Here is a 24,980-nt window from a genome sequence, read left to right on the forward strand (position 1 = left end):
TGCCGTAGAAGTTGCCGTGGACCTCGGCCCATTCGAGCAGGTCGTCGCGGGCGCGGAGCTCCTGGAAGGCCTCGCGCGCGATGAAGTGGTAGTGGCGCCCGGCAATCTCCGAGGGGCGCCGCGCGCGGGTCGTCACCGAGATCGACAGGTCGAGGCCCCAGCCGCCCTCGTCGGCGATGGCCCGCGTCAGCGTGGTCTTGCCCGCGCCCGACGGCGAGGACAGGATCAGGATCAGCCCACGGCGGGGGATGGAATCCGAGACGGAGGTCGTGGAAGCGTCGCTCATCCGCGTGCTCCGGCCGTGATCCGCGCGCCCATCGCCTCGTCCCGATCCGTTACTCGACGTTCTGAACCTGCTCGCGGAATTGCTCCACCACGGCCTTCAAGTCGAGTCCGATTCGCGAGAGCGCCACGTCGTTGGCCTTGGCGCAGAGCGTGTTGGCCTCGCGCCCGAGTTCCTGGGCGAGGAAGTCGAGGCGCCGGCCGACGGCGCCGCCGGCCGCCAGCAGCTCGGACACCGCGGCGAGATGGGCGTGGAGCCGGTCGAGTTCCTCGCGCACGTCCGCCCTGGCCGCCATCAGCACCGCCTCCTGGTGCAGGCGCTCGGGGTCGAGGCCGCCGGCCTCCAGCAATCCCGCGACCGCGGCGGCAAGGCGCGCGCGGACCGCCTCGGGTTTTCGCGCCGGGCAATCCTCGGCCGCCCGCGTCAGTTCGCCCATCCGCGCGACCTGGTCGGAGACGATCGCCTCCAACTGCCGCCCCTCGTCGCGCCGTGCCGCGACGAGGTCGGCCACCAGCCGCACCACGCCCGCGGCGAGGTCGCGGGCCAGCGCCTCGGGCTCGGCCGAGGGCTCGTCCTCGGATTCGATCACGCCGCGGATCGCGAGCAGCCCGTCCATCGTCGCGGGTGCCAGCCCCTCCGGCACCGGCACGCGGGCGACGGCCGCAGCGAGGCTCGCCAGCAGCGCCGCGTTGATCCGCACGCGGGCAGCGGTCTCCGGCTTGGTCAGGCTCAGGGAAAGCTGGCACTGCCCGCGGGCCAGGGCCTTCTGCAACGCCGCGCGCGCGGCCTCGCCGACGGCCTCGCAGCCGTTCGGCACCCGCAGCCGCACGTCGAGCCCGCGCCCGTTGACGCTGCGGACCTCCCAGGCCCATTGCACCGGCCCCGTGGTGCCGGCGGCCCGGGCGAAGCCGGTCATGCTCGCGATCATCGGTCCGGGGTGTCCTGGATTACGGTTTTGCGCCGGTTGCGACGCCACCCGGCACGGGCCGGCAGGTCGCGTCCCGGGACGGCGTCCGAACCGTCAGACCGTCACGGCTGCTTCAGCGCCGGCACGGTCTTGGGCGAGCCGAGGTCGTAGGTCTTGTTCCGCAGCGGGTCGAGCTTCGTGCCCTCCGAGGCGTCGAAGGCGCGCGGCCGGGGCCCGCCCGGCCCGATCGTCGCGCCGTCGAGGGCGTAGGCGTTGACGGGAGCGAAGGCCGAGGCGCGGGCGGGCGGCGCCGCGTCGGACGGCGGCTCGGCCTTGTCGACGCCGTTAGCGTCGGGCGCGGCGCTCTGGCGGCTCTTCTCCACCTGCCGCCAGCGCGCGACGTTCTTCTGGTGACCCTCCAGGCTGTCGGCGAAGGCGTGGCCGCCGGTGCCGTCGGCGACGAAGAACAGGTCCTTCGTCCGCGACGGGTTGGCGACCGCCTCCAGCGCCGCGCGGCCGGGGTTGGCGATCGGCCCCGGCGGCAACCCCTCGATCACGTAGGTGTTGTAGGGGGTCGCCCGCTCGATCTCGGAACGCTGGATGCCCCGCCCGAGGGTGCCGCGTCCGCCGACGAGCCCGTAGACGATGGTCGGGTCCGATTGCAGCTTCATCCGCTTGTTGAGACGGTTGACGAACACGCCGGCGACCCGCGGGCGCTCGTCGGCCCGCCCCGTCTCCTTCTCGACGATCGAGGCCAGCGTCACCATCTCGGCGGGCGTGCGCACCGGAACCTCGGCGCTGCGCCGCAGCCAGATCTGGGCCAGCACTTCCTTCTGCTTGGTGCGCATCAGGTTGACGATCTGCTGGCGGGTGGCGCCGCGCTCGAACTTGTAGGTGTCGGGCAGGAGCGAGCCCTCGGCCGGGATCTCGCCGACCTCGCCGGCGAGCACGTCGTTGTCGTTCAGCCGCACTACGATCTGCTCGGAGGTGAGCCCCTCGGGGAAGGTCACCGCGTGCTGCACCTGCCGGCCGGTCGCCAGCGTATCGATCGCCTCACCGAGGCTGGCATGGGCCTTGAAGCTGTATTCGCCGGCCCTCAGGGGCGGGCGCCCGCCGAAGCGGGCGGCGAACTCGAACAGGCCGGCATGGGCGATCACACCCTCGCGGCTCAGGATCTCGGCGATCTCGGAGGTGCTGCTGCGGACCGGGATGACCACGACCTTGTCGGCGGCCAGGGGGCCGGCCTCCTGCACCTGCCGCTGGAACAGCGTCAGCCCGAACATCGCCGCGACGGCGGCGACGACCGAGAAGGTCAGCAGCCCGCTGACGGTGGCGAGCAGCCCGCCGCGGCGGCGCTCCGGCGCGTCGGGCGGCGGCGGGGCCGCGGTCGGCTTGATCGCCTCGTCGGGCGAGCGCGGCGAGAGCCGGTTCGGCTGGGCCGGCTCGTCGTAGGCCAGCGGCTGCGACGGGACGTGCGTCTGGCGTCGGCGGAAGACCATCAGAATCCTGCTCTGGCCCGCGCCGGCGACGGGTTCTGGTGCCGGGCGGGCATGCGCGACGGGGCAGCCCTCGCGAGGACGGCCGCACGTGATGGAACCTACGCGGGTTTGTGGCGAAATTGCCGTCCGGCGCCGCGCGCCGGATGCGGTCGGTACCGCTTCCGGCCGCTTTCGGGTGCGCGGCGGGTCAGGACCCCTTCGGACGGGGCATCGCGACGATCCGGGTCCGCGCCGGCTGGCACGTCGCGCAGAAGAACGTCGAGCGGCCGGCCTGCACGATACGGCCGATCGAGCCCGCGCAGCCCCTGGTCCGGCAAGCCTCGCCGACCCGGTCGTAGACGCGGAACGCCTGCTGGAAGGCGCCCGTGCCGCCGTCGGGGTGGGCGTAGTCGCGAAGCGTCGAGCCGCCGGCCGCGACCGCCTCGGTGAGCACCTGCCGGATCACCGTGGCGAGACGCCGCGCCTTCGGCGTCGGCGTCCCGTCGGCCTTGGCGAGCATGCCGGCCGCGGCCTCCGGGTGCAGGCCCGCCCGGTGCAGCGCCTCGCAGACGTAGATGTTGCCCAGGCCCGCGATCAGGCGCTGGTCGAGCAGCGCCGCCTTCAGCGGCGCGACCTTGCCCCGGAACAGCCGGGCGATCGCCTCGCCGGTGAGGTCCGCGCCCAGCGGCTCGATGCCCATCCGGGAAAAGTGCCGGCACGCGGCGAGCGTTTCGGTGGGGACCAGGTCCATGAAGCCGAAGCGGCGGGCGTCGTTGTAGGTGATGATGGCGCCGTTCCCCATCGCCATCACCACGTGGTCGTGCTTCGGCTGGCCCTGCGCGCCGTCGAGGTAGAAGTCGCCGGGCGCGGTGTTGCTGCCGTCGGGCATCGCCACGTCGAAGCGCCCGCTCATGCCGAGATGCATGATCAGCGTCTCGCCGGAATCGAGCTCGGCCGTGAGGTACTTCGCCCGGCGCGCGAGCGTCGAGACCGTGCGGCCCTCCAGCCGCGCCGTGAACCGCTCGGGGAACGGGAAGCGAAGGTTCGCCCGCCGCAGGGTGACGCGGCTGAAGCGGGCGCCGACCATGGCGGGCGCGAGGCCGCGCCGCACCGTCTCGACCTCGGGAAGCTCCGGCATTCTCGGTTCGGGTGCTCTGGCGGGATGGGTTTCGACCGGTCGAGGCGGGGTATCGGCGCGTTTCCAGCGCCGGGCAATCCCGCCGCGCTGCCCGAGCCCCGCGTCTTCCCGAGCCCCGCGTCTTGCGGCGGCACTGGACCTCGGGGGCAGGCGATCTCGGGCGTGCGGCGACGGAGAGCTTCCGCCGTGCCCGACGCCGCATGGCGGTTTGACTGCGGCTTCGCTATGAGGCCGGGGCAGAGGGGTGGGTACGCGATGAAGGCCGGAGACGGCGCGCCGGGCGCGCAGGAGACCGATTTCGGGTTCGAGCGGGTGGCGCTGGCCGAGAAGCAGGCGCGCGTCGACGACGTGTTCCGCTCGGTGGCCAAGCGGTACGACCTGATGAACGACCTCATGTCGGGCGGCCTGCACCGGGCCTGGAAGGCGCAGCTCATCTCCCTGCTGCGCCCGTCCCGGACCCGGCCGTTCCGCCATCTCGACGTGGCCGGCGGCACCGGCGACGTCGCCTTCCGGGTGCTCGGCGCCGGCGGTCGGCAGACGGCGGTGACGGTGCTCGACATCAACGCGGCGATGCTGCGGGTCGGCGCCGAGCGCGCGGGGAGCAAGTTCGACGGCCGCATCGCCTTCGTGGCCGGCAACGCCGAGGCGCTGCCGCTGCCGGACGCGGCCTTCGACGGCTACACCATCGCCTTCGGCATCCGGAACGTGCCACGCATCGAACGGGCGCTCGAGGAGGCCAGGCGCGTGCTCAAGCCCGGCGGGCGCTTCCTGTGCCTGGAATTCTCCAAGGTCGACCTGCCGGTGCTCGATAAGCTCTACGACGCCTACTCCTTCCACGTGATCCCGCGGCTGGGCGCCAAGGTCGCGGGCGACGCGGACTCCTACCGCTACCTCGTCGAGTCGATCCGCAAGTTCCCGTCGCCCGGCCTGTTCGCCGGGATGATCGAGCAGGCGGGCCTGCGCCACGTCACCCACCGGCCGCTGTCGGGCGGCATCGTCGCGATCCATTCCGGCTGGAAGGTGTCGTGACCGGGACCGGCCGGCGGACGCCACGATGATCGGCGCCGCCGTCAACCTCGCCCGCGGGACGTATGTCGGCTTCGTGCTGGCGCGCGAGGGGGCGCTGGCCTTCGTCGACCCGTCCGGGCTGCCGCCGCACCTGGCGTTCGCCCTGCGGGTCGGCCGCATGCTGGAGCGGCCGGGCCTCGGCGCGGGCGCCGCGCGGCTCTCGGCCGGGCTGACGCGGCTCGGGCCGTCCTACGTCAAGTTCGGCCAGTTCCTCGCCACGCGCCCCGACATCGTCGGCATGGGCGCGGCGCTCGACCTCGAAAAGCTCCAGGACCGGGTGCCGCCCTTCCCGCAGGACCAGGCGGTCCGCGTGGTCGAGGCCGCCTTCGGCAAGCCGCTCGCCGCCCTGTTCGTCGCGTTCAGCGAGCCGGTGGCCGCGGCCTCGATCGCGCAGGTTCACAAGGCGGTGGTGCTCGATCCCGACGGGACGCGGCGCACGCTCGCCGTGAAGATCATGCGGCCGGGCGTGCGCGAGCGCTTCCAGCGCGACATCGCGGTGATGCGCTTCATCGCCCGCATCGTCCACGTGCTCTCGCCCCAGGCCGAGCGCCTGCGCCCGCGCGACGTGGTCGAGATCCTGGCGCGCTCCGTGATGATGGAGATGGATTTCCGGCTCGAGGCGGCGGCCGCCTCCGAACTGGCGCAGAACACGGCCGGCGACGACGACTTCCGCGTGCCCAGACCCGAATGGGAGCTGATCGCCCGCGACGTGCTCACCTGCGAGTGGATCGACGGCACGCGCCTGCACAGCGCCGCCGCGCTGACGGCCGCCGGCCACGATCCGCACGCGGTCGGCCGCACCGTGATCCAGAGCTTCCTGCGCCAAGCGATCCGCGACGGCTTCTTCCACGCCGACATGCACCAGGGCAACCTGTTCGTGGACGCGGCGGGCAAGCTCGTCGCGGTCGATTTCGGCATCATGGGCCGGCTCGGGCGCAACGAGCGCCGGTTCCTGGCCGAGATCCTGCTCGGCTTCATCCTGCGCGACTACCGCCGCGTGGCGCAGGTGCATTTCGAGGCCGGCTACGTGCCGGCGCACCACTCGGTCGACGACTTCGCGCAGGCGATCCGCGCCATCGGCGAGCCGATCCACCAGCGCCGCGCCGACGAGATCTCGATGGCCAAGGTGCTCACCCTGCTGTTCGACATCACCGCCCTGTTCGACATGAGCACGCGGACCGAACTCGTGATGCTGCAGAAGACCATGGTGGTGGTCGAGGGCGTGGCCCGCTCGCTCGATCCGCGGCTCGACATGTGGACCACCGCCGAGCCGGTGGTGCGGGGCTGGATCGCCCGCAACGTCGGGCCGCTGGGCCGCATCGAGGGCGCGGCGCACGCCGCCCGCACGCTGGCCGACGTGGTCTCCGACGTGCCGGACCTCGCGCTGCGCCTCAAGCGCCTGCTGCTCCGCCTCGACGAGGCGGCACCTAGCAACGCCCGCCGCCTGGAGCGGGTGGCGCGCGACGAGCGCCGCAAGGCGATCTGGCAGACGCTCGCGCTCTGGGCCATCGCCCTCGGCGTGCTGGTGCTGGCGCTGCGCTGAGAGCGATGGCGGGGCCCGATCGAAGGCGGCGGACGCCTGTCTTCGTCGCCCGATCCCGCCCGCATGAAAATCTTCAGACACCGCCGTTATCGTTGCCTCCCTGCGGTGATAGCAACGCCCTCCGTTTGAGGCAGACCATCGGCATGCGCCTCCGAACCCTGCACGCCGGCCTGTTCTCCGCGCTCGCCCTGTCGCTGACCCTGTGCGGCGCCTGGGTCGCGCAGCGGCTGACGGGCGAGCGCCTGAAGTCTCAGATCGGCACCGAGATGGCCGCCGTGGCCGATCAGGTGCGCAACGTCCTCGACCGCAGCATGTACGCCCGGTGGCGCGACATCCGCATCCTGGCGAGCGTCGCCCAGACCGCGGCGCCCACGCCCGACGCGCGCCGGGTCTGGCTCGATGCCATGCGCCAGACCTTTCCGGCCTATGCCTGGATCGGCTTCGCCGACCGGGACGGGGTCGTCACGGCCTCGACCGGGCGGGTGCTCGAAGGCGCCACCGTCCAGGCGCGGCCGTGGTTCCAGGCCGGCCTCGAGGCACCGTTCGCGGGCGACGTGCACGCCGCCCTCCTCTTGGAGAAGTACCTCCCGGCCGCCGCCGACGGCGCGCCCTGGCGCTTCTTGGATTTCGCCGCGCCCGTGCGCGACCCGGACGGCCGGGTCGAGGGCGTGGTCGGCGCGCACCTGAGCTGGGCCTGGGCCCGGGAGCTCACGCGCTCGTTCGTCGATCCCGTCGCGGCCAAGAACCCCGGCACGGACGTCCTGGTCGTCGATCGCGCCGGCCTCGTCATCCTCGGGCCGGCCGACCTGCAGGGCGTCGCGGTGCCCGAGGCCTCCGTGCTCTGGCGCAATGCCGGCCCCGGCGGCGCGCACGCGATCGAGACCTGGCCCGACGGCGTCGCCTACCTCGTCGGCGCCAGCCGGACGGTGGGGCTGAACGACTATCCCGGCCTCGGCTGGACGATCCTCGTGCGCCGGCCCGCCGAGATCGCCTTCGCCCCGGCCCAGCGGCTCGCGCACCAACTTCTCCTCGGCGGCCTCGTCCTCGCGGTCGCCGCCGCCCTGCTCGGCGTGGTGATCGGCCGCCAGATCAGCCGGCCGCTCCTGCGCCTGGCCGATGCCGCCGACGCGCTCGCCCGCGCGCCCGCCTCCGCGCCGGTCCTGCCGCTGGAGGGAACGAGCGAGCTGCGACGCCTCGCCGCCGCCCTGAACCGCATGTGGCAGGCCGTGGCCGAGCGCGACCAGCGGCTCGCCGAGGCCAACCAGAGCCTCGAACGGCGCGTGGCCGAGCGCACCGGCGAACTCGAGGCTATGCGCTGCACGGCCGAGCAGGCCAACCAGGCCAAGACCGAGTTCCTGGCCTCGATGAGCCACGAGATCCGCACGCCGTTGAACGGCGTCATCGGCTACACCGACATCCTGCTGGACCAGGGCGGCCTCGATCCCGCCCAGCGCCACGCCGTCGAGCGCATCCACGGGGCGGGGAGCGCGCTCCTGACCGTCGTCAACGACATCCTCGACTTCTCGAAGGTCGAGGCCGGCCTCGTCGTCATCGAACAGCGGCCGTTCGACCTCGCCACCCTGGTCGAGGATGCCGCCGCGATCGTCGCGATCAACGCCGGCGCGAAGGGGCTCCGCCTCGACGCGGCGATCGACGCGGACACCCCGACCGCGCTCATCGGCGACGAGAATCGCCTGAGGCAGGTGCTGCTGAACCTCCTCAACAACGCGATCAAGTTCACCAAGGGCGGCTCCGTGCGGCTCGACGTCGCCTGCCTCGCCCGCGACGCGGAAGCCTGCACCGTGCGCGTCTCGGTCTCCGACACCGGGATCGGCATCCCCGCGGACAGGCTCGACCGCCTGTTCCACCGCTTCTCCCAGGTCGACGGCTCGATCGGGCGCGAGTTCGGCGGCACGGGCCTCGGGCTGGCGATCTCGCGGCAGTTGATCGAGCTGATGGGCGGCGCGATCAGCGTGGCGAGCGAGGTCGGCCGCGGCTCGACCTTCGCCGTCACCGTCCGACTGGCCCGGGGGCAGGAGGCCGCGCAGGCCGCGGCCCCGCGTGCCGAGGTGGTCTCGGCGGGCGGGGCCCGGATTCTCCTCGTCGAGGACATGGTGATCAATCAGGAGATCGCCTGCGCGATGATCGAGCGGGCCGGCCATCGCGTCGACGTGGCCGGCGACGGCGCCGAGGCGGTCGCGGCGGTGCAGGCCAGGGTCTACGACCTCGTGCTGATGGACGTGCAGATGCCCGGCATGGACGGGCTGGCGGCCACGCGCCACATCCGGGCGCTCGCTCATCCGGCCAGCGCGGTGGCGATCGTGGCGATGACCGCCAACGTCCTGCCGGCCGACGTCGAGCGGTTCCGGGCCGCCGGCATGGACGACCACATCGGCAAGCCGTTCAGGCGCGCCGAGCTCTACGCCGTCATCGACCTCTGGGCCGGACGCCCGAGGGCCGCGGCCGCGTGAGCGTCCTGCTCGCGCTGCCGGGATTGACGCCTCGATCCCGGCGCGCCCTGATGCGGCGATGACGAAGCCGCTCGCCGACCGCCGCGTCCTCCTGATCGTCGGCGGGGGCATCGCCGCCTACAAGGCCCTCGACCTGATCCGGCGCCTGCGCGAGCGCGGCGCCGCCGTCCGCCCGTTGCTGACGCGGAGCGCGCAGGAGTTCGTGACGCCGCTGGCCGCCGCCGCGCTTGCCGGGGTGCCGGCCCACACCGACCTGTTCGACCGGGCCGACGAGGCCGAGATCGGCCACATCGGGCTGGCGCGCGAGGCCGATGCGGTGGTGGTGGCGCCCGCCACCGCCAACCTGATGGCGCGGATGGCCACCGGCCACGCCCCCGACCTCGCCACCACGGTGCTGCTCGCCACCACCCTGCCGATCCTCATCGCGCCGGCGATGAACGTGGCGATGTGGGCGCATCCGGCCACCCGCCGCAACCTCGCGACCCTGCTCACCGACGGCGTCCGCGTCGTCGGCCCGAATGCCGGCCCGATGGCCGAGCCCGAGACCGGCGTCGGGCGCATGGCCGAGCCGGTGGAGATCGCCGACGCCCTCGCGGCCATGCTGGCCGAGACCGCGGCCGAGCCCGCCGGGTTCGGCTTCCTGTCCGGCCGTCCACGCAAAGCCCCCGGACCGCTCGCCGGCCGGCGGGTGCTGGTCACCTCGGGACCGACCCACGAGCCGATCGACCCGGTGCGGTTCATCGCCAACCGCTCGTCCGGCCGCCAGGGCCACGCCATCGCCGCGGCTGCGGCCCAGGCCGGGGCCGCGGTGACGCTGGTCTCGGGCCCGGTCGCGATCCCCGATCCGCCGGGCGTCGCCGTGGTGCGGGTCGAGACCGCCCGCGAGATGCTGGCGGCGGTGCAGGCCGCGCTGCCGGCCGCGGTCGCGGTGTTCGCGGCCGCCGTCGCGGACTGGCGCCCGGACGCCGCGCAGGGCTCGAAGATCAAGAAGGACGGCGCGCCGCCCGCGCCGCTGGCGCTGATCGAGAACCCGGACATCCTGGCCACCATCGCCGGCCTCGGCGAGGGGCGCCCGACCCTCGTCGTCGGCTTTGCCGCCGAGACCGATCGGGTGATCGAGCACGCCCGCGCGAAGATCGTGCGGAAAGGGTGCGACCTCATCGTCGCCAACGACGTCTCGGCGTCCGGCGGGGTGATGGGCGGCACCGCCAACACCGTCCACCTGATCGCGCGCGACGGCACGGTCGAGACCTGGCCGAGGCTGGACAAGGACGAGGTCGGCCGGCGGCTGGTCGCGCGGTTTTCGGCGTTGCTCGCCGACTGAACCGTCGCCTGCCCGGCGACCGTCGCAGTGCCGTGGCCGAGCGCCCGGAACCCTGCCCGCCGGGTTGGGGATCAGACGCGATACCGGCCGTTGCGCTTGACCAGCACCGGCGTGCCCACCGGCACGCGCTCGTAGAGGTCGACGATGTCCTCGTTGAGCATGCGGATGCAGCCCGACGACATCTGCTCGCCGATGCTCCACGGCTCGTTGGTGCCGTGGATGCGGAACAGGATGTCGCGGCCGCCCTGGTGGAGGTAGAGCGCCCGCGCGCCGAGCGGGTTGTCGAGGCCGCCCTTGCGCGAGCGGTCGATGTCGGGATGCAGCGCGACCATGGTGGTGGTGGGCGTCCAGTCCGGCCAGACGCCTTTTCGGCCGACGCGGGCCTCGCCCTTCCACGAGAAGCCGAGCTTGCCCACGCCGACGCCGTACTGCACGGCGGTTCCGTCGGGCTGGACCAGGGCGAGTTGGCGGCGGTCGATGTCGACGACGATCGTGCCCGGCCGCTCAGGGCCGGCATAACTCACCACCTGCCGGCGGTATTTCGGATCGAGCCGGCCGGTATCGACCAACGGCACGTCGAAGGGCTTGTCCGCTTGCGTGCCGACGTACCACGCGGATTCGTCGTCGGCTGCGACGTTCACCGGGCCGCGCTGGTTGCAGGCGGCGAGCGGAGCGATCACCAACGCGGCGATCAGGGTCCGGCGGGTGTGCATGGGGCCTCGCCATACGGGGTGGTCGTGAGGGCCCTGCCTATCCTCTCCCCGCTCCGCGCGATGTGACTTCGGCGCCGCAGCGGAGGCCGAAGCGCCCCGTCGCCGGCCCGGATTCCGCCTCGTTCGGCGCGCTGCCCCGCCCTATCTTCCTCCGATGGGTTCCGAGACGAGGCGCGACATGGCCGATACCCTGACCCTCCCCGGCGCGGAAGGGGTTCTGCCCGAGACGCTCCTGCGTCCGGCGATCCACCTCGACCATTGCGTCATCCACGTCACCGACTGGGCGCGCGCCAACGCCTTCTACGGCGACGTGATCGGCGCCGAGGTGATCGCCGCCGGCGCCGGCTTCGTCTACCGCTTCGGCGGCGTACAGTTGAACGGCCACGGCCCGGGCCTCGATCCGGAGCCGCTCGCCGAGAAGCCGGTGATGCCGGGCGGCAGCGACCTCTGCTTCCGCTGGTCCGGAACGATCGAGGGCGCGATGGCGCATCTGGCCGCCTGGGGCGTACCGGTCGAGCGTGGCCCGGTCGAGCGCCGCGGCGCGGCCGGGACCGGCACCAGCGTCTACTTCCGCGATCCGGACGGTTCGCTGATGGCGTTCATCACCTATCCGGAGACGTGAGATGTTTTTGCGCCTCCACCGGCGGGCTTCCGGCCGTCCGGGGATGCGGCGCCCGTCCCGCCACCGCTGAAACGCCGGCGGTCACGCCCGGCTCTGGGCGAGCGCCTGGTTGGTCTGCTCCAGGCGCAGCGCGAGTTCCCGCATCAGCGCGATGCTGATCTGCGGAAACTGCGCCAGCAGTTCGAGGAACACGCCCCGATCGATGCGCAAAGCGGTCGCCGCGGTCTCGGCCGTCACCGTGGCGGAGCGCGGCTGGTCGGCCAGGATGCCCATCTCGCCGACCAGCGCGTTGGCGCCGAGGAGCGCCAGCCGCACCGGCCCCGCCGCGCCGTCGAGGGTGACCGCGGCGCTGCCCTCCAGGATCAGGTAGGCGGCATCCGCGACGTCGCCGTGGGAGAAGAACCTCTGGCCCGCCTCGAAGTGGACCCGTTCGCTCGTGAAGGCCAGGAGCTTGAGCCGCGACGGCTCCACCCCTCGGAACAGCGGCACCTGCCTGAGCGAGGTCACCTCGGTGTCGAGGGTCATGGACATGCTCCGGACCGCGCCGGCTGTCGCGACGCCGCCGGCGCGTCCATCCATGCGGCTCGATGCCGCCTTGTCCAGCCCCGTGCCCCGCGCCGCGTGCGGCGGCTTGACCCGGATGTGCCGCGCGGCCGGATCGGGCATGCCTGGACCGTCGACGGGAGATGCGATGCGCCGAGCCACCCTGTTCCGCCGCGCGCGCCGGGCGGCGCTCTGCGCCTGCCTCGTGACGGGGGCCGGTCCGGCCGCCGCCCGCCTGAACCGGACCGAACTCGCCCGCGTCGCGGCAGCGCCCGCCCCGGATGCGCGGGTGCCCCTCGACCTCGTCTTCGGCGATGCGGGGCGCGGGGGCACGACGACGCTCGGGGCGGCGCTCGGCGGCCGCGCGACCCTGATGCTGCCGGTGGACTACACCTGCGGCAACGTCTGCGATCCGATGCTGGCGCTGTCGGGCACGGCGCTCGCCGCCACCGGCCTCGTCGCCGGGCGCGATTACAGCCTCGTCCTCGTCGGCATCGACCCGCGCGACGACGCGGCGGCGGCCCGGCGCATGCGCGATGCCGACCTCGGGACGCCGGCGCTCGCCGCGAAGGCCGCCGCCCTCGTCGGCGACGCGGCCGCGGTGGCGCGGCTGACCCGGGCGCTCGGCTACGGCTTCGTCTACGATGCCGGCACCGACAGCTTCGCGCATCCGGCGGCCGCGATGCTGCTCACCGGCGACGGCCGGGTCGCCCGCGTGCTCTCGCCGCTGGCGCTCAACGGGCGCGACCTGCGGCTGGCGCTGGTCGAGGCCGGCGAAGGCAGCACCGGCGGCCTGACCGACCGCCTCGCCCTGCTCTGCTACGGCTACGACGCCGCCACAGGCCTCTACACGCCGCTGATCCGGCGCATCCTCGGCGCGGCGGCCGCGGCGACCATCCTCGCGATCGCCCTCGGCATCCTCATCCTGAGCCGGCGCCCGCGGCGGGCGTGAGCGCGCTCACCGCTCGGTCGCGAGGCCCGGCTTGTCCGCGCTCGGGGGCGCGCGACCGGCGCTGGCGTTCGGTTGAGGCGAGTCGATCGGCTCCGCGTCCGTCGTCGGCGTCGGGCTGTCCTCCGGCGCCGGCATCGGCGGGAGCGGCGTCGCGTTCGGTTCCGGCACGGTCGCGGCCGGCGCTTTGGCCGCACCCTTCACCATCTCGCGATTCGTCATGCCTGGAAGACCTCTTCTAGCCCCACGGCCAAGGTCCGGCCGCGGGCATCCATGTGTTGCAACGCGACCGCCGGGGCGCGGTTGCGGCTAAGCTTGGGCATGAAGCGTGAGAGGAACCTTCGGATATTGGCGAAGGTTGTGAAGGGGTAGAAGAGAAGCCTGAGGAGGAGCTGATGGCATCCGGTAATTCGACCTCGAAGCGAGGCTTTGCGTCGATGGATCTCGAGCGGCAGCGGGAGATCGCCAGCAAGGGCGGCCGCAGCGTGCCGGCCGAGAAACGCTCGTTCTCGCAGGATCGCGAATTGGCTTCATCGGCCGGCCGCAAGGGTGGGCAGTCCACCGGTACGGGTCGCGACGGCGCCGAGTGATCCATCGTCCTCTACGATGCGCGGCGTCTGCCCGGTGACGGGCGGGCGCCGTTTTTCGTCGTGCCGGCGCGTTGCAGGCAAGCAAATGCCCGCCACCGTCGTCCGGGGCGGGCCTTTGTGTGACGCGGAGAGGGGGATGGTGCGGCGCCGGCTCAGGAGATGCAGCGGCCCGGCACCATGCGGCGCGCCTCCGGGCCGACGAGCGAGCTGAGCGCCGCCTCGCAGCCCTCCCGCATCGTCCGGCGCGGCTTCAGCGGAGGCTTGACGAGATCCTTGTCGATCTCCTGCGCGGTCTCGACGGCAGATGAAGCGGCGCGGCCTCGATCGGATTGAAGACTGGCAACCCGCGTCGGGCTGATGACGATCGAGACCGGCCGCATGCCGGGCAACGGCTTCAGAGCGGGCTGGTCCGGTGCCACGACGATCGCGGGAGCCACCCACTGGTCGGCGCTCGCCCGCACCATCGGATGGACGAGGAATGTCAGGATCACGGCCGGTGCACTCACGCTGAGAACGAAGCCGGAGCGAAGCATCGTCGTGATCTCCGAGTGGGAGCTTGACAGGATGTTCCGACAACGCGTCTTCCGCGTTCCGGTTCCTTCACTGCCACGCTTTCGCCGAAATCAGTATTCGGACGCCGTTCCGAAAAACGTGCGCGGCCGCACGGTCCGCGTCCACGGCCGTGCACAGTGGCTTGGGGATCACACCGGTCCGAAAAAGTGTTGCGTCGCGGAACCCGTCCACCCGTGGATCGTTCTCACGGCACCCGGCCAACTGGTCCTCCCCGCATTCCCCTTGTGCATCGGCCGGAACCTCATCGACGGGTCGGAGCTTCTCCGGCCCGTTTTTTTGTGCCGGCACGAGACGCGCGGCCAACAAAAAACCCCGGCTCGCCGCCGGGGTTTGGTGTCGTCCGCGAAGTTCGCCGTGCCGCCGCGCCGTCTTCGCGTGTCAGGCGGTCTTCGCCTCGCGCCGCCGTGCGGTCTGCTGGAAGAACAGCGCCTGGCTGATCACCGCGGAGACGTTGGCGGGCTGGAACGGCTTCGCGATGAGGAAGGCCGGCTCCGGCCGCTCGCCCGTGAGGAACCGCTCCGGGTAGGCGGTGATGAAGATCACCGGCACCTCGAAGGTCTTCAGGAGGTCGTTGACCGCGTCGAGCCCGGAGGAGCCGTCCGCGAGCTGGATGTCGGCGAGGATCAGGCCGGGGCGCTTGCTGTCGGATGCGATCTTGACCGCCTCGGTGCGGGTGCGCGCGACGCCGATGACGTTGTGGCCGAGCCCCTCGACCAGGGCCTCGAGGTCCATCGCGATCAGCGGCTCGTCCTCGATGATCAGGATGTCGGTCGCCATGTCGGCGGCGAGTTCGCGGCCCGCCTCGTCGACGAGGTCGCGCACCTGGCCGACGTCGACGTCGAGGATGATCGCCGCATCCTCCTCGGAGAAGCCTTCGAGGCAGGAGAGCAGGAACGCTTGGCGCGGGAGCGGGGTGATCTGGCCGAGCCGGACCTCAGCGGGCAGGTCGTGCTGGACCTGTTCGCCGCGGCCGTTCACCGGAAGCGAGTTCCAGATACGGGTAAACACCCGGAACAGATCCGCCTTCACGTTGGTGCTGCGACCGAGCGTGTCCGGCTCGTTGACCAGCGTCTCCAGCGTGGCCGCCACGTAGGCGTCGCCCGCCACCTGACTGCCCGTCAGCGCACGGGCGTAGCGCCGCAGGTACGGCAGGTGCTGCACCACAAGTTGCGATGTCGACATACGATCCCCTGTGCCTTGGCGGCCTTTATCCCAACCTGCCGCCCCAACGCGAGGGCGACGACTCCGTTCCGGAGGGGGCGGAACCGGCCATGACCCGCCGCGTTGCAGGGGCAGCCATGACGGATGTGACGCCGCAAGACAATGCGAGACGGCCATGCGCGGATGCCGCCGACGGCATCAGGGGGATCAGAGGTATGACGGAAGTCGGAAAGGCAGGGCTCCCGCGTGGCGGAGCCGTGCCCCGCGCGGGTGACGAGGCTGGCGTCGAGGGCCCTTGCGATCGGGTAAACCTCGCGGCGAGGCGGGACACGGTGATGTCCCGGGGGCTCAGCGACCAGACCCAGATGCGTCTCGGCAACCATCTGCGCGCGATGTACGACGGCATCCTGCAACAGCCCGTGCCCGACCGGTTCCGCGACCTGATCGAACGCCTCGATGCGGGCGAACCCGACACGCCCTAGAGACGTGCCCGCTCCGGTCGGATCGCGCCTCCAAGCTCTTGTGTGGTCGTACACTTTCGCGACGAACCGGCATCCGCGTCGTCAGGGCGTGCTTCGAGAAAGGTCCGGCGTCCTTCGGGGGCTTTCCACGGGACCGGCCGGTCCCGCGGAAGGCCGGTTCGTGGTTACAGGGTCGGCGAGCGGCCGCGCATCAGGCCGATCACGGCCGAGATGGCGAACAGGACGATCGCGACGAAGAACACGAGCTTCGCGGCCTCCATCGCCGTGCCGGCGATGCCGCCGAAACCGAGCAGGGCGGCCACGAGGGCCACGACGAGGAACGTTACGGCCCAACCGAGCATCTGCGTCGTCCTTCAAAATCTGGACGCGGACTTGACCGCGACCTTCTGACATTAAGAACGTCAAGTCGTTGTTTCGGTTCCGTCGGCGCGAATGCCTGCACACCGCAAAAACCGTCGCTGCTTGAGCGGGGTAGCCGCCGACGCTGCGAAATCCCGCCTCAGCCCCTCGCACCGGCGGGCGGGCGGCGCCATATGGGAGCATGGGGCCGCGAGGCCGTGCCGGAACGGATCGATCCAGCACGGCGTTCGTAGTGCCAAGCCCGAAGCGAGAGATTCGCGATGAGAAAAGCCTCAGCCCTGGTCCAGCGCCTCACCGAAACCCTGACGGCTGCGGCGGATGCCGCGGCGCGCGGGCTGGAGGACCTGCTCGATTCCGTCGTGCCGAGGCCGCAGGCCCGCCTCGTGCCCGTGCGCGTCCGGCGGGCCGGACCCGAAAGACGCGGCTGACCGACCTTCGCCGCGACCGTCCCTTTCAAAGGCCGTCCCGCAGGGCGGCCTTTTTCACGCGCCCTTGTTCATGCGCCCTTGTTCATGCGCCCTTGCCCACGCCCTTGCATGAGCGCCGTTCCTTCCGGGATTCCAGCCTCGGACGCCAAGCCGGGCCGGCTGCGCGACGGCGAGCCGACCGGCGGATGGGCCGCGGGTGTCCGCCGGCGCCCGGCGGTGCCGGGAGCGGGTCGGTTGTCTTCCGCACTTGCCGGTGGTGCCGATGCTCCCTTAAGTCGCGCTCGGCCGCCCGTGCCGCCGCCGGGCCTGTCCGGCGCGCCGGACTTGCTGGGACCTTGCGACACATGGCGTTCTGGACGCACGGGCGGCGAATCCTCGGCTGCGGCGGGACACGGCGGCCGTTGCTCGGGACGGCCGTGGCGGGACTGATCCTGGGGCTCGGCAGCGTCACCATCGGATCGAGCCTGGTCCACGCCTCCGAGCGCGGTGGGCTCTTCGACTTCTTCGAGCAGCTCTTCCGCGGGCCCGCCAGCCCCGAGGTCGCGCCGCCGGCGCACCGGCCCGGCCGCTACGCCAACCTGCCCGACGGTCGCCGCATCGGCGCGGCCCGCCCCGTGTACCACACCCCGCGGCCGCTGGCCGACCTGTCGCTCGGCCGCGCGCGTCGCGCGAGCCGGCGGCGCCCGGTCCCCGTGGCGCTGGCCTCGACGGGCCAGCGCACGGTCTGCGTGCGGATGTGCGACGGCTACTTGTTCCCGCTCGGACATCTCGGGGCGCGGGCCGACATGCCGGTCCACGCGGCCGCCTGCGCCGCCGCCTGCCCGGGCGCACCGACCAGCCTGTACACGCTCGCCGCCCGCGAGACCGAACTCGACCGCGCGATCAGCCCGCAGGGGTTGCCCTACCGCGCCTCGGCGCTGGCCGACGTCTACCGTCAGCGCCGGGTGGCGGACTGCGCGTGCCGCCCGCCCGGGGGCGCCCCGCCGCTGCCGGTCGTCCAGGACCAGACCCTGCGCAAGGGCGACGTGGTGGCCACCCTGGGCAGCGCCGACGTGGTGACCGGAATCCGTGCCGGCTCGGTCGCGCGGGTCGACTTTCGCGATGCCGCGCTCGGCCCCGGCCGAAGCCGGGCGATCGAGGCGAAGGTCGGCGCGCTCCGCCGCGATGCCGAGGCGCGCGCCTTCCGCCGGACCCTGCGGCCGGCCGACCGCGGCGGGCTCGTGCAGGTGGCCTCCGCCGGTGCGGGCTTCCCGATCCCCGGGCCTCCGCCCGGCGATCCCGCACCGATCCGCGTGGTTTCGCCCTCCCCGTTCCTGCGCTGATCTTTTCCGGCACGCTCGCGGGAGCCGTCCTCGCGCGTGACCCATGCACCCGGTTGTCCCGCGGGGCACGATGGCGTAGCCGGGACGCGGCCATCGGGGCGGAACGCGGGCGGAGGGGCCTTCGATGGCGGAGATCGATGCGGCGCCGGACTTCGATCCGGCGCTGCCCCCGCCCGGCCGGATGGTGGCGCTGGGGCCCCTCGTGCGCCGCCGGGTCGCGCCGAACGGCGGGCCGTTCACGGCAAGCGGCACCTGCACCTACGTCGTCGGACACGGCCGCGTCGCGGTGATCGATCCCGGGCCCGACGATGCGGCGCATGTCGCGGCGCTGCTCGCCGACCTCGGGTCCGAGGCGGTCGCGATGATCGTCGTCACCCATACCCACCGCGACCACTCCCCCGGCGCACGCCTGCTGAAGGCACGGACCGGCGCGCCGATCGTCGGGTGCGGCCCCCACCGGGCCGCCCGGGCGCTCGCCGCGGGCGAGGTCGCGCATCTCGACGCCGCCGCCGACCGCGACCACCTGCCGGATCGGGCGATGCGGGAGGGCGAGACGCTCTCCGGCGACGGCTGGACGCTCGTCGCGGTCGAGACCCCGGGCCACACCATGAACCACCTCGCCTTCGCCCTGCCGGAGGCGGAGGCCCTGTTCTCCGGCGACCACGTGATGGCGTGGTCGACCAGCATCGTCGCGCCGCCCGACGGTTCGATGCGCGCCTACATGGACTCGCTCGACAGGCTGCGCGGGCGAAGCGAGACCATCTACTGGCCGGGCCATGGCGGCCCGGTGCGCGACCCGCGCCGGTTCGTGCGCGGGCTCGCCAACCACCGCCGCCAGCGCGAGGCGGCGATCCGGGCGCGGGTCGCGGCCGGCGCCGCCACGATCCCCGCGATCGTCGCGGCGATCTACCAGGGGCTCGACCCGCGGCTCGAGGGGGCTGCGGCGCTCTCCGTGTTCGCCCATCTCGAGGATCTGGTGGAACGCGGCCTCGTGGTGACGGACGGTGCGCCGCGGCACGATGGGGTTTTCGGGCGCGCGGAGGATGCGGGCTGAGGAAAATGCCGACAGGGCCGGCTCGATCGTCACCCGGCCGGGTCCGCCCGATCGGCTTCCGATCGTTACGACGGACTTAGAGCATTTTCCATGATCCCTGGATCACGGAAGATGCTCCAAGTCTCCGTGTGGTCGCATTTTCTTCACGCGAGCCGGTATCCACCTCGCTGGAAAATGCTCTAGCGCGGCTTGGTGAGCGTGACGTTCACCGTGCAGGGCAGGATGGCCTGGAGAAACGGGATCTTCGAGAGAACGAAATAATACACCGTTGCGGCGATGCCGGAACGCTGCCGATATTCCGGGTGATGCTCGACCTTCATGTCGAGCCCGAGCCCCTTCGCGTCGCGCGCCAGCCGGTCGAGCAGGATGACGTCTTCATCGACGCTGGCAAAGTGCCGCTTCCCGGCGGTTCGGCGCTTGGCCACGTCGTAGACGAAACGCGGCGACGACGGCTCGTACAGCATCACCAGGCGCCCGCCGGGCTTCAGCACGCGATGGACTTCGGACAGGACGGCGTCGTAGCGCGAGCCGATGATGAAATGATGGAAGGCGGCAAAGCAGAACACCAGGTCGAACCGGTCATCCTCGAACGGCAGGGCCACGGCGGAGCAGGCCCATTTCTCGTCGATCCTCGCGCCGATCAGGGTCTCGTACTTCGCGGAATTGCGGATCGCGTCGTGACTGAGATCGCTGGTCACGACGTAGGCGTCCGGGACCCGGGACTTCGCGATGATGCTGGCCCATCCGTGCCCGGCACCGAGTTCGAGGATGCGTTCGCCCGGGACGATCCGCAGGCGGTCGACCAGGGATCGGAAGACGATCATCACCCGGGATTTGTAGATCACGTTCTCGAAGAGGTCGGCGTCCGGCCCTTCGCCGCGATCGTTCGACCAGAATTCGAGTTCCTTGACGTCGCTGCTCGACAGGAGCGACCCATCGATCGCGACGCGCACGCCCCGGTCTTCCCGGAACGCGGCTTCGGGAGGCATCGAAAAGGCGGTGCTCGACATGGCCGGACCCTGCGATCGCTGCAGCCCGGCTCATCGGATCACCGTCGGACGCGCAGCGCGGACGTTATAGACGGCCAGTCCGGTGCGGTCTCCGAAGACGGGCTCTCTCGTGTCGGCTTGTCCCGGTCATTTCCGTCTCTTGCCTTACGATTAGGGTTATCGCGTCGCGGGCTGCGGGGGCCGCCGTGGCGTTCGCGGCATGTCCGGCGGGTGACCCCCGGGCGGCGCGCCCGTGCCGGACGCCGATGCGCAGGGGGGATCTCCCGCCCGCGACGGTGCGAGAGCCGGCGCGCGGCAAGAGACTATTTCACGGCCAGCGCCAGGTTCGCGACCTCGTCGAGATAGGCCCGGATGCGGTCGGCGTTGACGCCGAGATCGCGCGGGCCGAGCCGCGAGGCGGAGCGGACGTCGATGCGGGCGCCGTCGGCGCGGGGGTGGACGCGCACGGTGACGTCGTCGGGCAGGTTGAGGACCAGGCTGCGCGCGACGGCCTCGATCCGGCCGTTGCCGAGCCGGCCGCCCGGGCGGATCGCCTCGACGATCTGCCAGCGCCGGTTCACCGCGGCCTTGCGCGCGAGCTCGAACGCTGCGTCGGCGCCGATGTCGAGGGTCAGCGGCGCGATCTGTGGATAGGCGGCGCGCTGCTGCTCGCGCGCCGCGGGGCCGGGATCGGCGGGATAGCGCCCGTTGCGTGCCGCGAAGGCTTGGCGCGACCGCGAAAAGGCCGGCGGGTTGTCCACGTCGGTGGCGACGTCGGTGAGCGCCGGAAGCCGCAGGCCGCGGAACGCCGCGTAGGCCGGGTAGGCCAGCACGAGGATCGCGAGGAACAGCCCGGCCAGGGCCGCGCCGAGGCCGCGCGCGCCCTCGCGCCAGACCCGAACGAAGGCGAACGCGGACAGCAGCACCGCCAGCAACGCGACGGCGAGGCCGCCGGCGAGCGTCGCCAGCGCCGGGCCGGCCTCCGCCCGCGGATCGCGCACCAGCACGATCGCGATGCCCGAGACGAGGAGCGAGAACAGGGCGGCCCGCTTGGCGAGCGGGCCGGCGCGGGTGACGGGTTCCTCGACGAGCAGGCGGCGCATGGCTTCGGTCTGGTTCGCGATCGGTGCAAGCTATACCGGCCGGGGCGTTCCGGCGCCACTCGCGGAGCCGCCCAGGTCTGCTATAGCCTCGCCCCGTGATGCCGCGTTCCCGCCCCGCCGAGCCGAGCCCGGCCACCGTCGACCGCTTGGCCGACCGCTTGGCCGTTCCTTTGGCCGTTCCTTTGGCCGACCCTTCGGCCGACCCTCTGCGGGTCTGGTTCCGCTTCATCCGCCTGAACCGGCGGGTGACGGCGGCGATGGGCGTGGAGTTGCGGGCGATCGGGCTCTCGATCCCGCAATTCGACGTGCTCTCGACGCTGACCGAGCGCGAGGGCCTGACCCAGCGGGATCTGGCCGCCCGCCTCTACGTCACCAAGGGCAACGTCTCGGGGCTGATCGACCGCCTCGTCGAGGCGGGGCTGGTGGAGCGCCGCGCGATCCCCGGCGACCGCCGCTCGCACGCCCTCCACCTGACCGGGGCCGGGTCCGAGCTCGCCCTCCGCGGGCTCGCGGCGCAGGCAGCCTATGTCGGCCGCACGCTCGGGCGGCTCGGCGCCGCCGACCTCGCGGACTTCGAGGCCCTGGTCCTGCGCTGGCGCGCGCTGGCCCGTCACGATTCGGCGCGTCACGATCCGGAAAGCCCAACTCAGGGCGCGTAGGCCCGCGCCGTCCCGGGGATGTCGGCCGCAGTCGGCAGCCGCAGGGGCGACGCTCCCTCGTCGCGGGGCTCCGGATCCGCCGGCCCCTGCGCGGGGCGGACCCTGACGGCGCCCCAGGGCCCGGCGATGTCGAAGGCCATCGCCGGGCGGCCCGGCTCCGCGCCCTTCGCACCGATCTCCGCCCGCGCCCGGACGCTGCGGCCGGGCAGCGAGACCTGCCCGCGCAGGGCGCCCGTCAGGCTCGCGGCCTTCAGCGAGCCCTCGCCGATCTCGCCGATGCCGTCGGCGAACTTCAGCGCGACCACGGCCCGCTCGAAGGGCGTGCGCCCGTTCCGGCGGGCGAGCGCGCCGGGCGCGACGGCGCCGTTGCGGTGCATCACGTCGGCGAGGTCGAGGCCGGCGATCATGCCGCCATCGATGGCGAAGGCGGCGCGCCCGCCGACGCGCGCGGTGAGGTCGGCGACGTCGCGGCCGCTGCTCTCCAGGGCGAACTGCCCCTGCGTGCCCCCGAGCACCCAGCGCGATTCGCCGAAGTCGGCCAGGAGGGCGCCGAGATCGAGCCGGTCGAAGGCGCCCTGCGCCCTCACCTCCGTCTCCGCCCCGTCCGCGCCGGACGTGGACAGGGCGACGCGGCCCTTGAGCGTCGCGCCCTGGATCGCGGCGCGGTTGAGCGCGACCTCGACCGAACCCGGCCGCACCAGGACGCTGGCCGCGAGGTCCTCCAACAGGAGCGGCCCGATCCGGCTCTCGCTCGCCGAGATCCGCAGGTCGAGGTCGCCGCCGGTGAGCGGCGCCAGGGCGAGAGGCCGCGCGGCCTCGCCCGTCTCCGGTGCGAACATCCGCATCAGGCCGCCGAGCAGCGGCGCGAGGTTCAGGCTCTCGGCCGCCAGCGTCGCCTGGACCGAGGCGCGGGTCTCGCCCAGGCTCACCGAGCCCGCACCCTCCAGCACGTCGTCGCCGACCGTCGCGCGCATGGGCGCCAGCGACAGCGTGCGCCCGGCGGTCTCGAAGCGCCCGTCGAGGGTGAAGGCCTGGATGAAGGGCGCGAGCGCGACCGCGCCGCCGATCCAGGCCAGCGTCTCCGGGAGCGAGCGGGTCTCGATCCGGCCCTGTCCGGCGAGCGCGAGGCCGCCGGCGGTGGTGGCGTTCCCGGCGGCGTTGAGGCGGCCGGCGGGCCATTCCGCGTCCAGCGCGAAGGGCGAGGCGGCCCCGTTCAGCAGGTCGGCCGCGCGGATGCCGACGAGGGTCAGGCTCGTGCGCGCGCCGCGCCAAGTCAGGCTGGCCGCCGCATCGAGGGTGGCGCTCCAGAGCGGCCAGGCGAGGGTGAGGTCCACGTCCTGCGCGCCGCCGGCGGGCGCATCCAGCGTCGCGCGGGTCAGCGTGATGCGGCGGGGATGCGATCCGCCCTGCGCGACCCGCCCGGCGACGCGGCGCATCGGCTCGGCCCAGCCCGCGTCGTCGCCGCCTCGGGGCAGGTGGATCGTGGCGCCACCGAGGACGAGGCTGCCGACGTCGGCCCGGCCCGAGAGCAGGGCCAAGGGATTGAGTTCGAGGACGAGGCTGCCGCCCTCGATCAGCGCAGGGGCGCCGGGCTGCGCGGCGGCGAGCCGGGTGCGGGCGAAGCTGAGGCGCGGCATCGGCAGCAGCGTCATCGTGGTCGCGCCCTCGGCGGTGAGCGCGAGCCCGTAATCCCGCAGGCCCCGGCTGACGAAGGCCGCCGCGGTCGGGGTTCCGACGGGCCAGGGCAGCATCGCGGCCCCGGTGACGAGGGCGGCGAGCGACGCGAGGCCGAGGACGGGCAGGATGCGGCGCGGCGACATTGCACTCCGGGCTGACGGGCGCGTCCCGAGGCGGCCGTGGAGCGGCGCGACGCGGGACGAGGGCCGGCGCGGGAGGTTTCAGGCTGTCCCCACCGTCACCTGCCGGACCGTTCCGGTGATTCCCATAGCCGCTCCGATGGGCTTTGTCTGCCTGTCGCCTCCCCTGCCGCCCACGGGGTCGCGGTCGGCCGGCGCGATTGTAGGTCCGGATGCGGGCGCGGCCCGACTGGACCGGAACGCGGGAATCGGGGACAGCAGGGCTCGAGGCGATCGGCGCGGCGGTGCACGGTCCGGAGGGGTTGGGGTCGATGAAGAAGGTCTATGCTGATCCGACGGTGGCGCTCGCCGGCCTGCTGCGCGACGACATGATGGTGATGTGCGGCGGCTTCGGCCTCTGCGGCATCCCCGACGCGCTGATCGAGGCGGTGCGGGAATCCGGCGTCAAGGGCCTGACCGTCGTCTCGAACAACGCCGGCATCGACGGGGTGGGGCTGGGCAAGCTCCTCGACACCCGGCAGGTCGCCAGGATGATTTCCTCGTACGTGGGCGAGAACAAGGAGTTTGCCCGCCAGTACCTCGGCGGCGAGTTGCAGATCGAGTTCAACCCGCAGGGCACGCTGGCCGAGCGCATCCGCGCGGGCGGGGCCGGCATCCCGGCCTTCTTCACCAAGACCGGCGTCGGCACCAAGGTCGCGGAGGGCAAGGAGGTGCGGGACTTCGACGGCGAGCCCTTCGTGATGGAGCGCGGGCTGTTTGCCGACCTCGCCCTCGTCCACGCCCATACCGGCGACACCGAGGGCAACCTCGCCTACCGGATGACGGCGCGCAACTTCAACCCGATGATGGCGACCGCGGCCAAGGTGACGGTGGCGCAGGTCGAGCACCTCGTGCCGCCGGGCACGATCGACCCGGACAACATCCACACGCCGGGCATCTACGTGAAGCGCATCATCCACGTGCCGGCGCGCGAGAAGCGGATCGAGCAGCGCACGGTGCGCAAGCGGACCGAGGCCGCGCCGGCGGGCGCCGGCGGCGGCGCCATCTGATCCGCACCGGAACCCGGCCGGCAGGCCGCAAGCGCGAAGGCGCGCCGCCGCAGGTGCGGCGGACGGCGCGAGACGCGCCTCACAGAGGAACCGGCCGGCAGGCCGCAAGCGCGACCGCGCGTCGCCGCAGGTGCGGCGGACGGCGCGAGACGCGCCTCACAGAGGAACCGGCCGGCAGGCCGCAAGCGCGACCGCGCGTCGCCGCAGGTGCGGCGGACGGCGCGGGACGCGCCTCACAGGAGGATTAAAAAATGGCCTGGACCCGCGAGCAGATGGCGGCGCGCGCCGCGAAGGAGCTTGAGGACGGCTTCTACGTGAACCTCGGCATCGGCATCCCGACGCTGGTGTCGAACT

General features: G+C 72.8%; 26 protein-coding genes and 1 pseudogene. 14 read left to right on the top strand and 13 right to left on the bottom strand.

What is annotated here, in order from left to right:
• The 4 genes and pseudogenes from ACFE86_RS10770 to mutM all read right to left on the bottom strand — a co-directional run.
• A pseudogene (locus ACFE86_RS10770) lies at positions 1-286 on the bottom strand (guanylate kinase); the annotation flags it as partial.
• Positions 287-335: 49 nt separating this feature from the next.
• The gene (locus ACFE86_RS10775) at positions 336-1,211 is read right to left on the bottom strand and encodes a YicC/YloC family endoribonuclease (RefSeq protein WP_375455329.1); all 876 of its coding nucleotides are present in this window, start codon (positions 1,209-1,211) and stop codon (positions 336-338) included.
• Between the two features lie 101 nt (positions 1,212-1,312).
• Entirely contained in the window at positions 1,313-2,689 is a 1,377-nt protein-coding gene (gene mltG / locus ACFE86_RS10780) for an endolytic transglycosylase MltG (RefSeq protein WP_375455330.1), read from the bottom strand.
• A 187-nt stretch (positions 2,690-2,876) separates the two neighbouring features.
• The gene (gene mutM / locus ACFE86_RS10785; RefSeq protein WP_375455331.1) at positions 2,877-3,806 is read right to left on the bottom strand and encodes a bifunctional DNA-formamidopyrimidine glycosylase/DNA-(apurinic or apyrimidinic site) lyase; all 930 of its coding nucleotides are present in this window, start codon (positions 3,804-3,806) and stop codon (positions 2,877-2,879) included.
• Between the two features lie 255 nt (positions 3,807-4,061).
• Between mutM and ubiE the strand changes: the two genes are divergently transcribed.
• The 4 genes from ubiE (at position 4,062) to coaBC (ending at position 10,212) form a co-directional block, all read left to right on the top strand.
• Positions 4,062-4,835: a bifunctional demethylmenaquinone methyltransferase/2-methoxy-6-polyprenyl-1,4-benzoquinol methylase UbiE gene (ubiE, locus tag ACFE86_RS10790; protein WP_375455332.1), complete on the top strand. Its 774-nt coding sequence runs from the start codon at positions 4,062-4,064 to the stop codon at positions 4,833-4,835.
• A 25-nt stretch (positions 4,836-4,860) separates the two neighbouring features.
• The gene (gene ubiB, locus ACFE86_RS10795; protein ID WP_375455333.1) at positions 4,861-6,417 is read left to right on the top strand and encodes a 2-polyprenylphenol 6-hydroxylase; all 1,557 of its coding nucleotides are present in this window, start codon (positions 4,861-4,863) and stop codon (positions 6,415-6,417) included.
• 143 nt (positions 6,418-6,560) lie between these two features.
• Entirely contained in the window at positions 6,561-8,888 is a 2,328-nt protein-coding gene (locus tag ACFE86_RS10800; protein ID WP_375455334.1) for an ATP-binding protein, read from the top strand.
• A 58-nt stretch (positions 8,889-8,946) separates the two neighbouring features.
• Entirely contained in the window at positions 8,947-10,212 is a 1,266-nt protein-coding gene (gene coaBC / locus ACFE86_RS10805) for a bifunctional phosphopantothenoylcysteine decarboxylase/phosphopantothenate--cysteine ligase CoaBC (RefSeq protein WP_375455335.1), read from the top strand.
• A gap of 71 nt (positions 10,213-10,283) precedes the next feature.
• Here the strand turns inward: coaBC and ACFE86_RS10810 are convergent, their stop codons facing one another.
• Complete coding sequence (locus tag ACFE86_RS10810) at positions 10,284-10,925, bottom strand: L,D-transpeptidase (protein ID WP_375455336.1); 642 nt, start codon at positions 10,923-10,925, stop codon at positions 10,284-10,286.
• Between the two features lie 178 nt (positions 10,926-11,103).
• Here ACFE86_RS10810 and ACFE86_RS10815 point away from each other — a divergent pair, with 178 nt between their 5' ends.
• The gene (locus ACFE86_RS10815; protein WP_375455337.1) at positions 11,104-11,547 is read left to right on the top strand and encodes a VOC family protein; all 444 of its coding nucleotides are present in this window, start codon (positions 11,104-11,106) and stop codon (positions 11,545-11,547) included.
• 81 nt (positions 11,548-11,628) lie between these two features.
• On the opposite strand, the gene ACFE86_RS10820 is transcribed toward ACFE86_RS10815, so the two are convergent.
• Positions 11,629-12,072, bottom strand: coding sequence for a cyclic nucleotide-binding domain-containing protein (locus ACFE86_RS10820; protein ID WP_375455338.1), 444 nt, complete (start codon positions 12,070-12,072; stop codon positions 11,629-11,631).
• A gap of 166 nt (positions 12,073-12,238) precedes the next feature.
• Here ACFE86_RS10820 and ACFE86_RS10825 point away from each other — a divergent pair, with 166 nt between their 5' ends.
• A complete protein-coding gene (locus tag ACFE86_RS10825) occupies positions 12,239-13,042 on the top strand; it encodes an electron transporter (protein WP_375455339.1) in 804 nt (267 codons plus the stop codon).
• Positions 13,043-13,048: 6 nt separating this feature from the next.
• On the opposite strand, the gene ACFE86_RS10830 is transcribed toward ACFE86_RS10825, so the two are convergent.
• A complete protein-coding gene (locus ACFE86_RS10830) occupies positions 13,049-13,261 on the bottom strand; it encodes a hypothetical protein (protein WP_375455340.1) in 213 nt (70 codons plus the stop codon).
• 173 nt (positions 13,262-13,434) lie between these two features.
• Here ACFE86_RS10830 and ACFE86_RS10835 point away from each other — a divergent pair, with 173 nt between their 5' ends.
• Complete coding sequence (locus ACFE86_RS10835) at positions 13,435-13,629, top strand: general stress protein (protein WP_375455341.1); 195 nt, start codon at positions 13,435-13,437, stop codon at positions 13,627-13,629.
• Positions 13,630-13,781: 152 nt separating this feature from the next.
• Here ACFE86_RS10835 and ACFE86_RS10840 read toward each other — a convergent pair whose 3' ends face one another.
• On the bottom strand, positions 13,782-14,120 hold the full coding sequence (locus ACFE86_RS10840; protein ID WP_375455342.1) for a hypothetical protein: 339 nt from the start codon (positions 14,118-14,120) through the stop codon (positions 13,782-13,784).
• 460 nt (positions 14,121-14,580) lie between these two features.
• On the bottom strand, positions 14,581-15,384 hold the full coding sequence (locus ACFE86_RS10845) for a response regulator (protein WP_375455343.1): 804 nt from the start codon (positions 15,382-15,384) through the stop codon (positions 14,581-14,583).
• A 314-nt stretch (positions 15,385-15,698) separates the two neighbouring features.
• On the opposite strand from ACFE86_RS10845, the gene ACFE86_RS10850 reads away from it, so the two are divergent.
• On the top strand, positions 15,699-15,845 hold the full coding sequence (locus ACFE86_RS10850) for a NepR family anti-sigma factor (RefSeq protein ID WP_375455344.1): 147 nt from the start codon (positions 15,699-15,701) through the stop codon (positions 15,843-15,845).
• A gap of 164 nt (positions 15,846-16,009) precedes the next feature.
• Here the strand turns inward: ACFE86_RS10850 and ACFE86_RS10855 are convergent, their stop codons facing one another.
• Entirely contained in the window at positions 16,010-16,186 is a 177-nt protein-coding gene (locus ACFE86_RS10855) for a DUF1328 domain-containing protein (protein WP_003599466.1), read from the bottom strand.
• Positions 16,187-16,465: 279 nt separating this feature from the next.
• On the opposite strand from ACFE86_RS10855, the gene ACFE86_RS10860 reads away from it, so the two are divergent.
• The 3 genes from ACFE86_RS10860 to ACFE86_RS10870 all read left to right on the top strand — a co-directional run bounded on the left by ACFE86_RS10860 (position 16,466) and on the right by ACFE86_RS10870 (position 19,009).
• Positions 16,466-16,633, top strand: a complete 168-nt coding sequence (locus tag ACFE86_RS10860) for a hypothetical protein (protein ID WP_375455345.1) — start codon at positions 16,466-16,468, stop codon at positions 16,631-16,633.
• 416 nt (positions 16,634-17,049) lie between these two features.
• Positions 17,050-17,955 carry a DUF2865 domain-containing protein gene (locus ACFE86_RS10865; protein ID WP_375455346.1) on the top strand — a complete coding sequence of 302 codons (906 nt, stop codon included), beginning with the start codon at positions 17,050-17,052 and terminating at the stop codon, positions 17,953-17,955.
• 124 nt (positions 17,956-18,079) lie between these two features.
• Positions 18,080-19,009: an MBL fold metallo-hydrolase gene (locus ACFE86_RS10870; protein WP_375455347.1), complete on the top strand. Its 930-nt coding sequence runs from the start codon at positions 18,080-18,082 to the stop codon at positions 19,007-19,009.
• Positions 19,010-19,188: 179 nt separating this feature from the next.
• On the opposite strand, the gene ACFE86_RS10875 is transcribed toward ACFE86_RS10870, so the two are convergent.
• Both ACFE86_RS10875 and ACFE86_RS10880 read right to left on the bottom strand, forming a co-directional pair.
• The gene (locus tag ACFE86_RS10875) at positions 19,189-19,962 is read right to left on the bottom strand and encodes a class I SAM-dependent methyltransferase (protein ID WP_375455348.1); all 774 of its coding nucleotides are present in this window, start codon (positions 19,960-19,962) and stop codon (positions 19,189-19,191) included.
• A 359-nt stretch (positions 19,963-20,321) separates the two neighbouring features.
• Positions 20,322-21,101, bottom strand: a complete 780-nt coding sequence (locus ACFE86_RS10880) for a DUF1499 domain-containing protein (protein ID WP_375455349.1) — start codon at positions 21,099-21,101, stop codon at positions 20,322-20,324.
• 98 nt (positions 21,102-21,199) lie between these two features.
• Here ACFE86_RS10880 and ACFE86_RS10885 point away from each other — a divergent pair, with 98 nt between their 5' ends.
• Positions 21,200-21,760 (top strand): MarR family winged helix-turn-helix transcriptional regulator, encoded by a 561-nt coding sequence (locus tag ACFE86_RS10885; protein ID WP_375455350.1) that lies wholly within the window; start codon positions 21,200-21,202, stop codon positions 21,758-21,760.
• Here the strand turns inward: ACFE86_RS10885 and ACFE86_RS10890 are convergent.
• Positions 21,748-23,580 carry an AsmA family protein gene (locus ACFE86_RS10890; RefSeq protein ID WP_375455351.1) on the bottom strand — a complete coding sequence of 611 codons (1,833 nt, stop codon included), beginning with the start codon at positions 23,578-23,580 and terminating at the stop codon, positions 21,748-21,750. The two genes, ACFE86_RS10885 and ACFE86_RS10890, sit on opposite strands and share 13 nt — an antisense overlap.
• 308 nt (positions 23,581-23,888) lie before the next feature.
• Here ACFE86_RS10890 and ACFE86_RS10895 point away from each other — a divergent pair, with 308 nt between their 5' ends.
• Entirely contained in the window at positions 23,889-24,626 is a 738-nt protein-coding gene (locus ACFE86_RS10895; protein WP_375455352.1) for a CoA transferase subunit A, read from the top strand.
• 251 nt (positions 24,627-24,877) lie between these two features.
• The coding region (locus ACFE86_RS10900; protein WP_375455353.1) for a CoA-transferase at positions 24,878-24,980 on the top strand (103 nt) is incomplete at its 3' end.

Source organism: uncultured Methylobacterium sp., from assembly GCF_964244095.1.
In the GTDB taxonomy this organism is placed as follows: Bacteria; Pseudomonadota; Alphaproteobacteria; order Rhizobiales; family Beijerinckiaceae; genus Methylobacterium.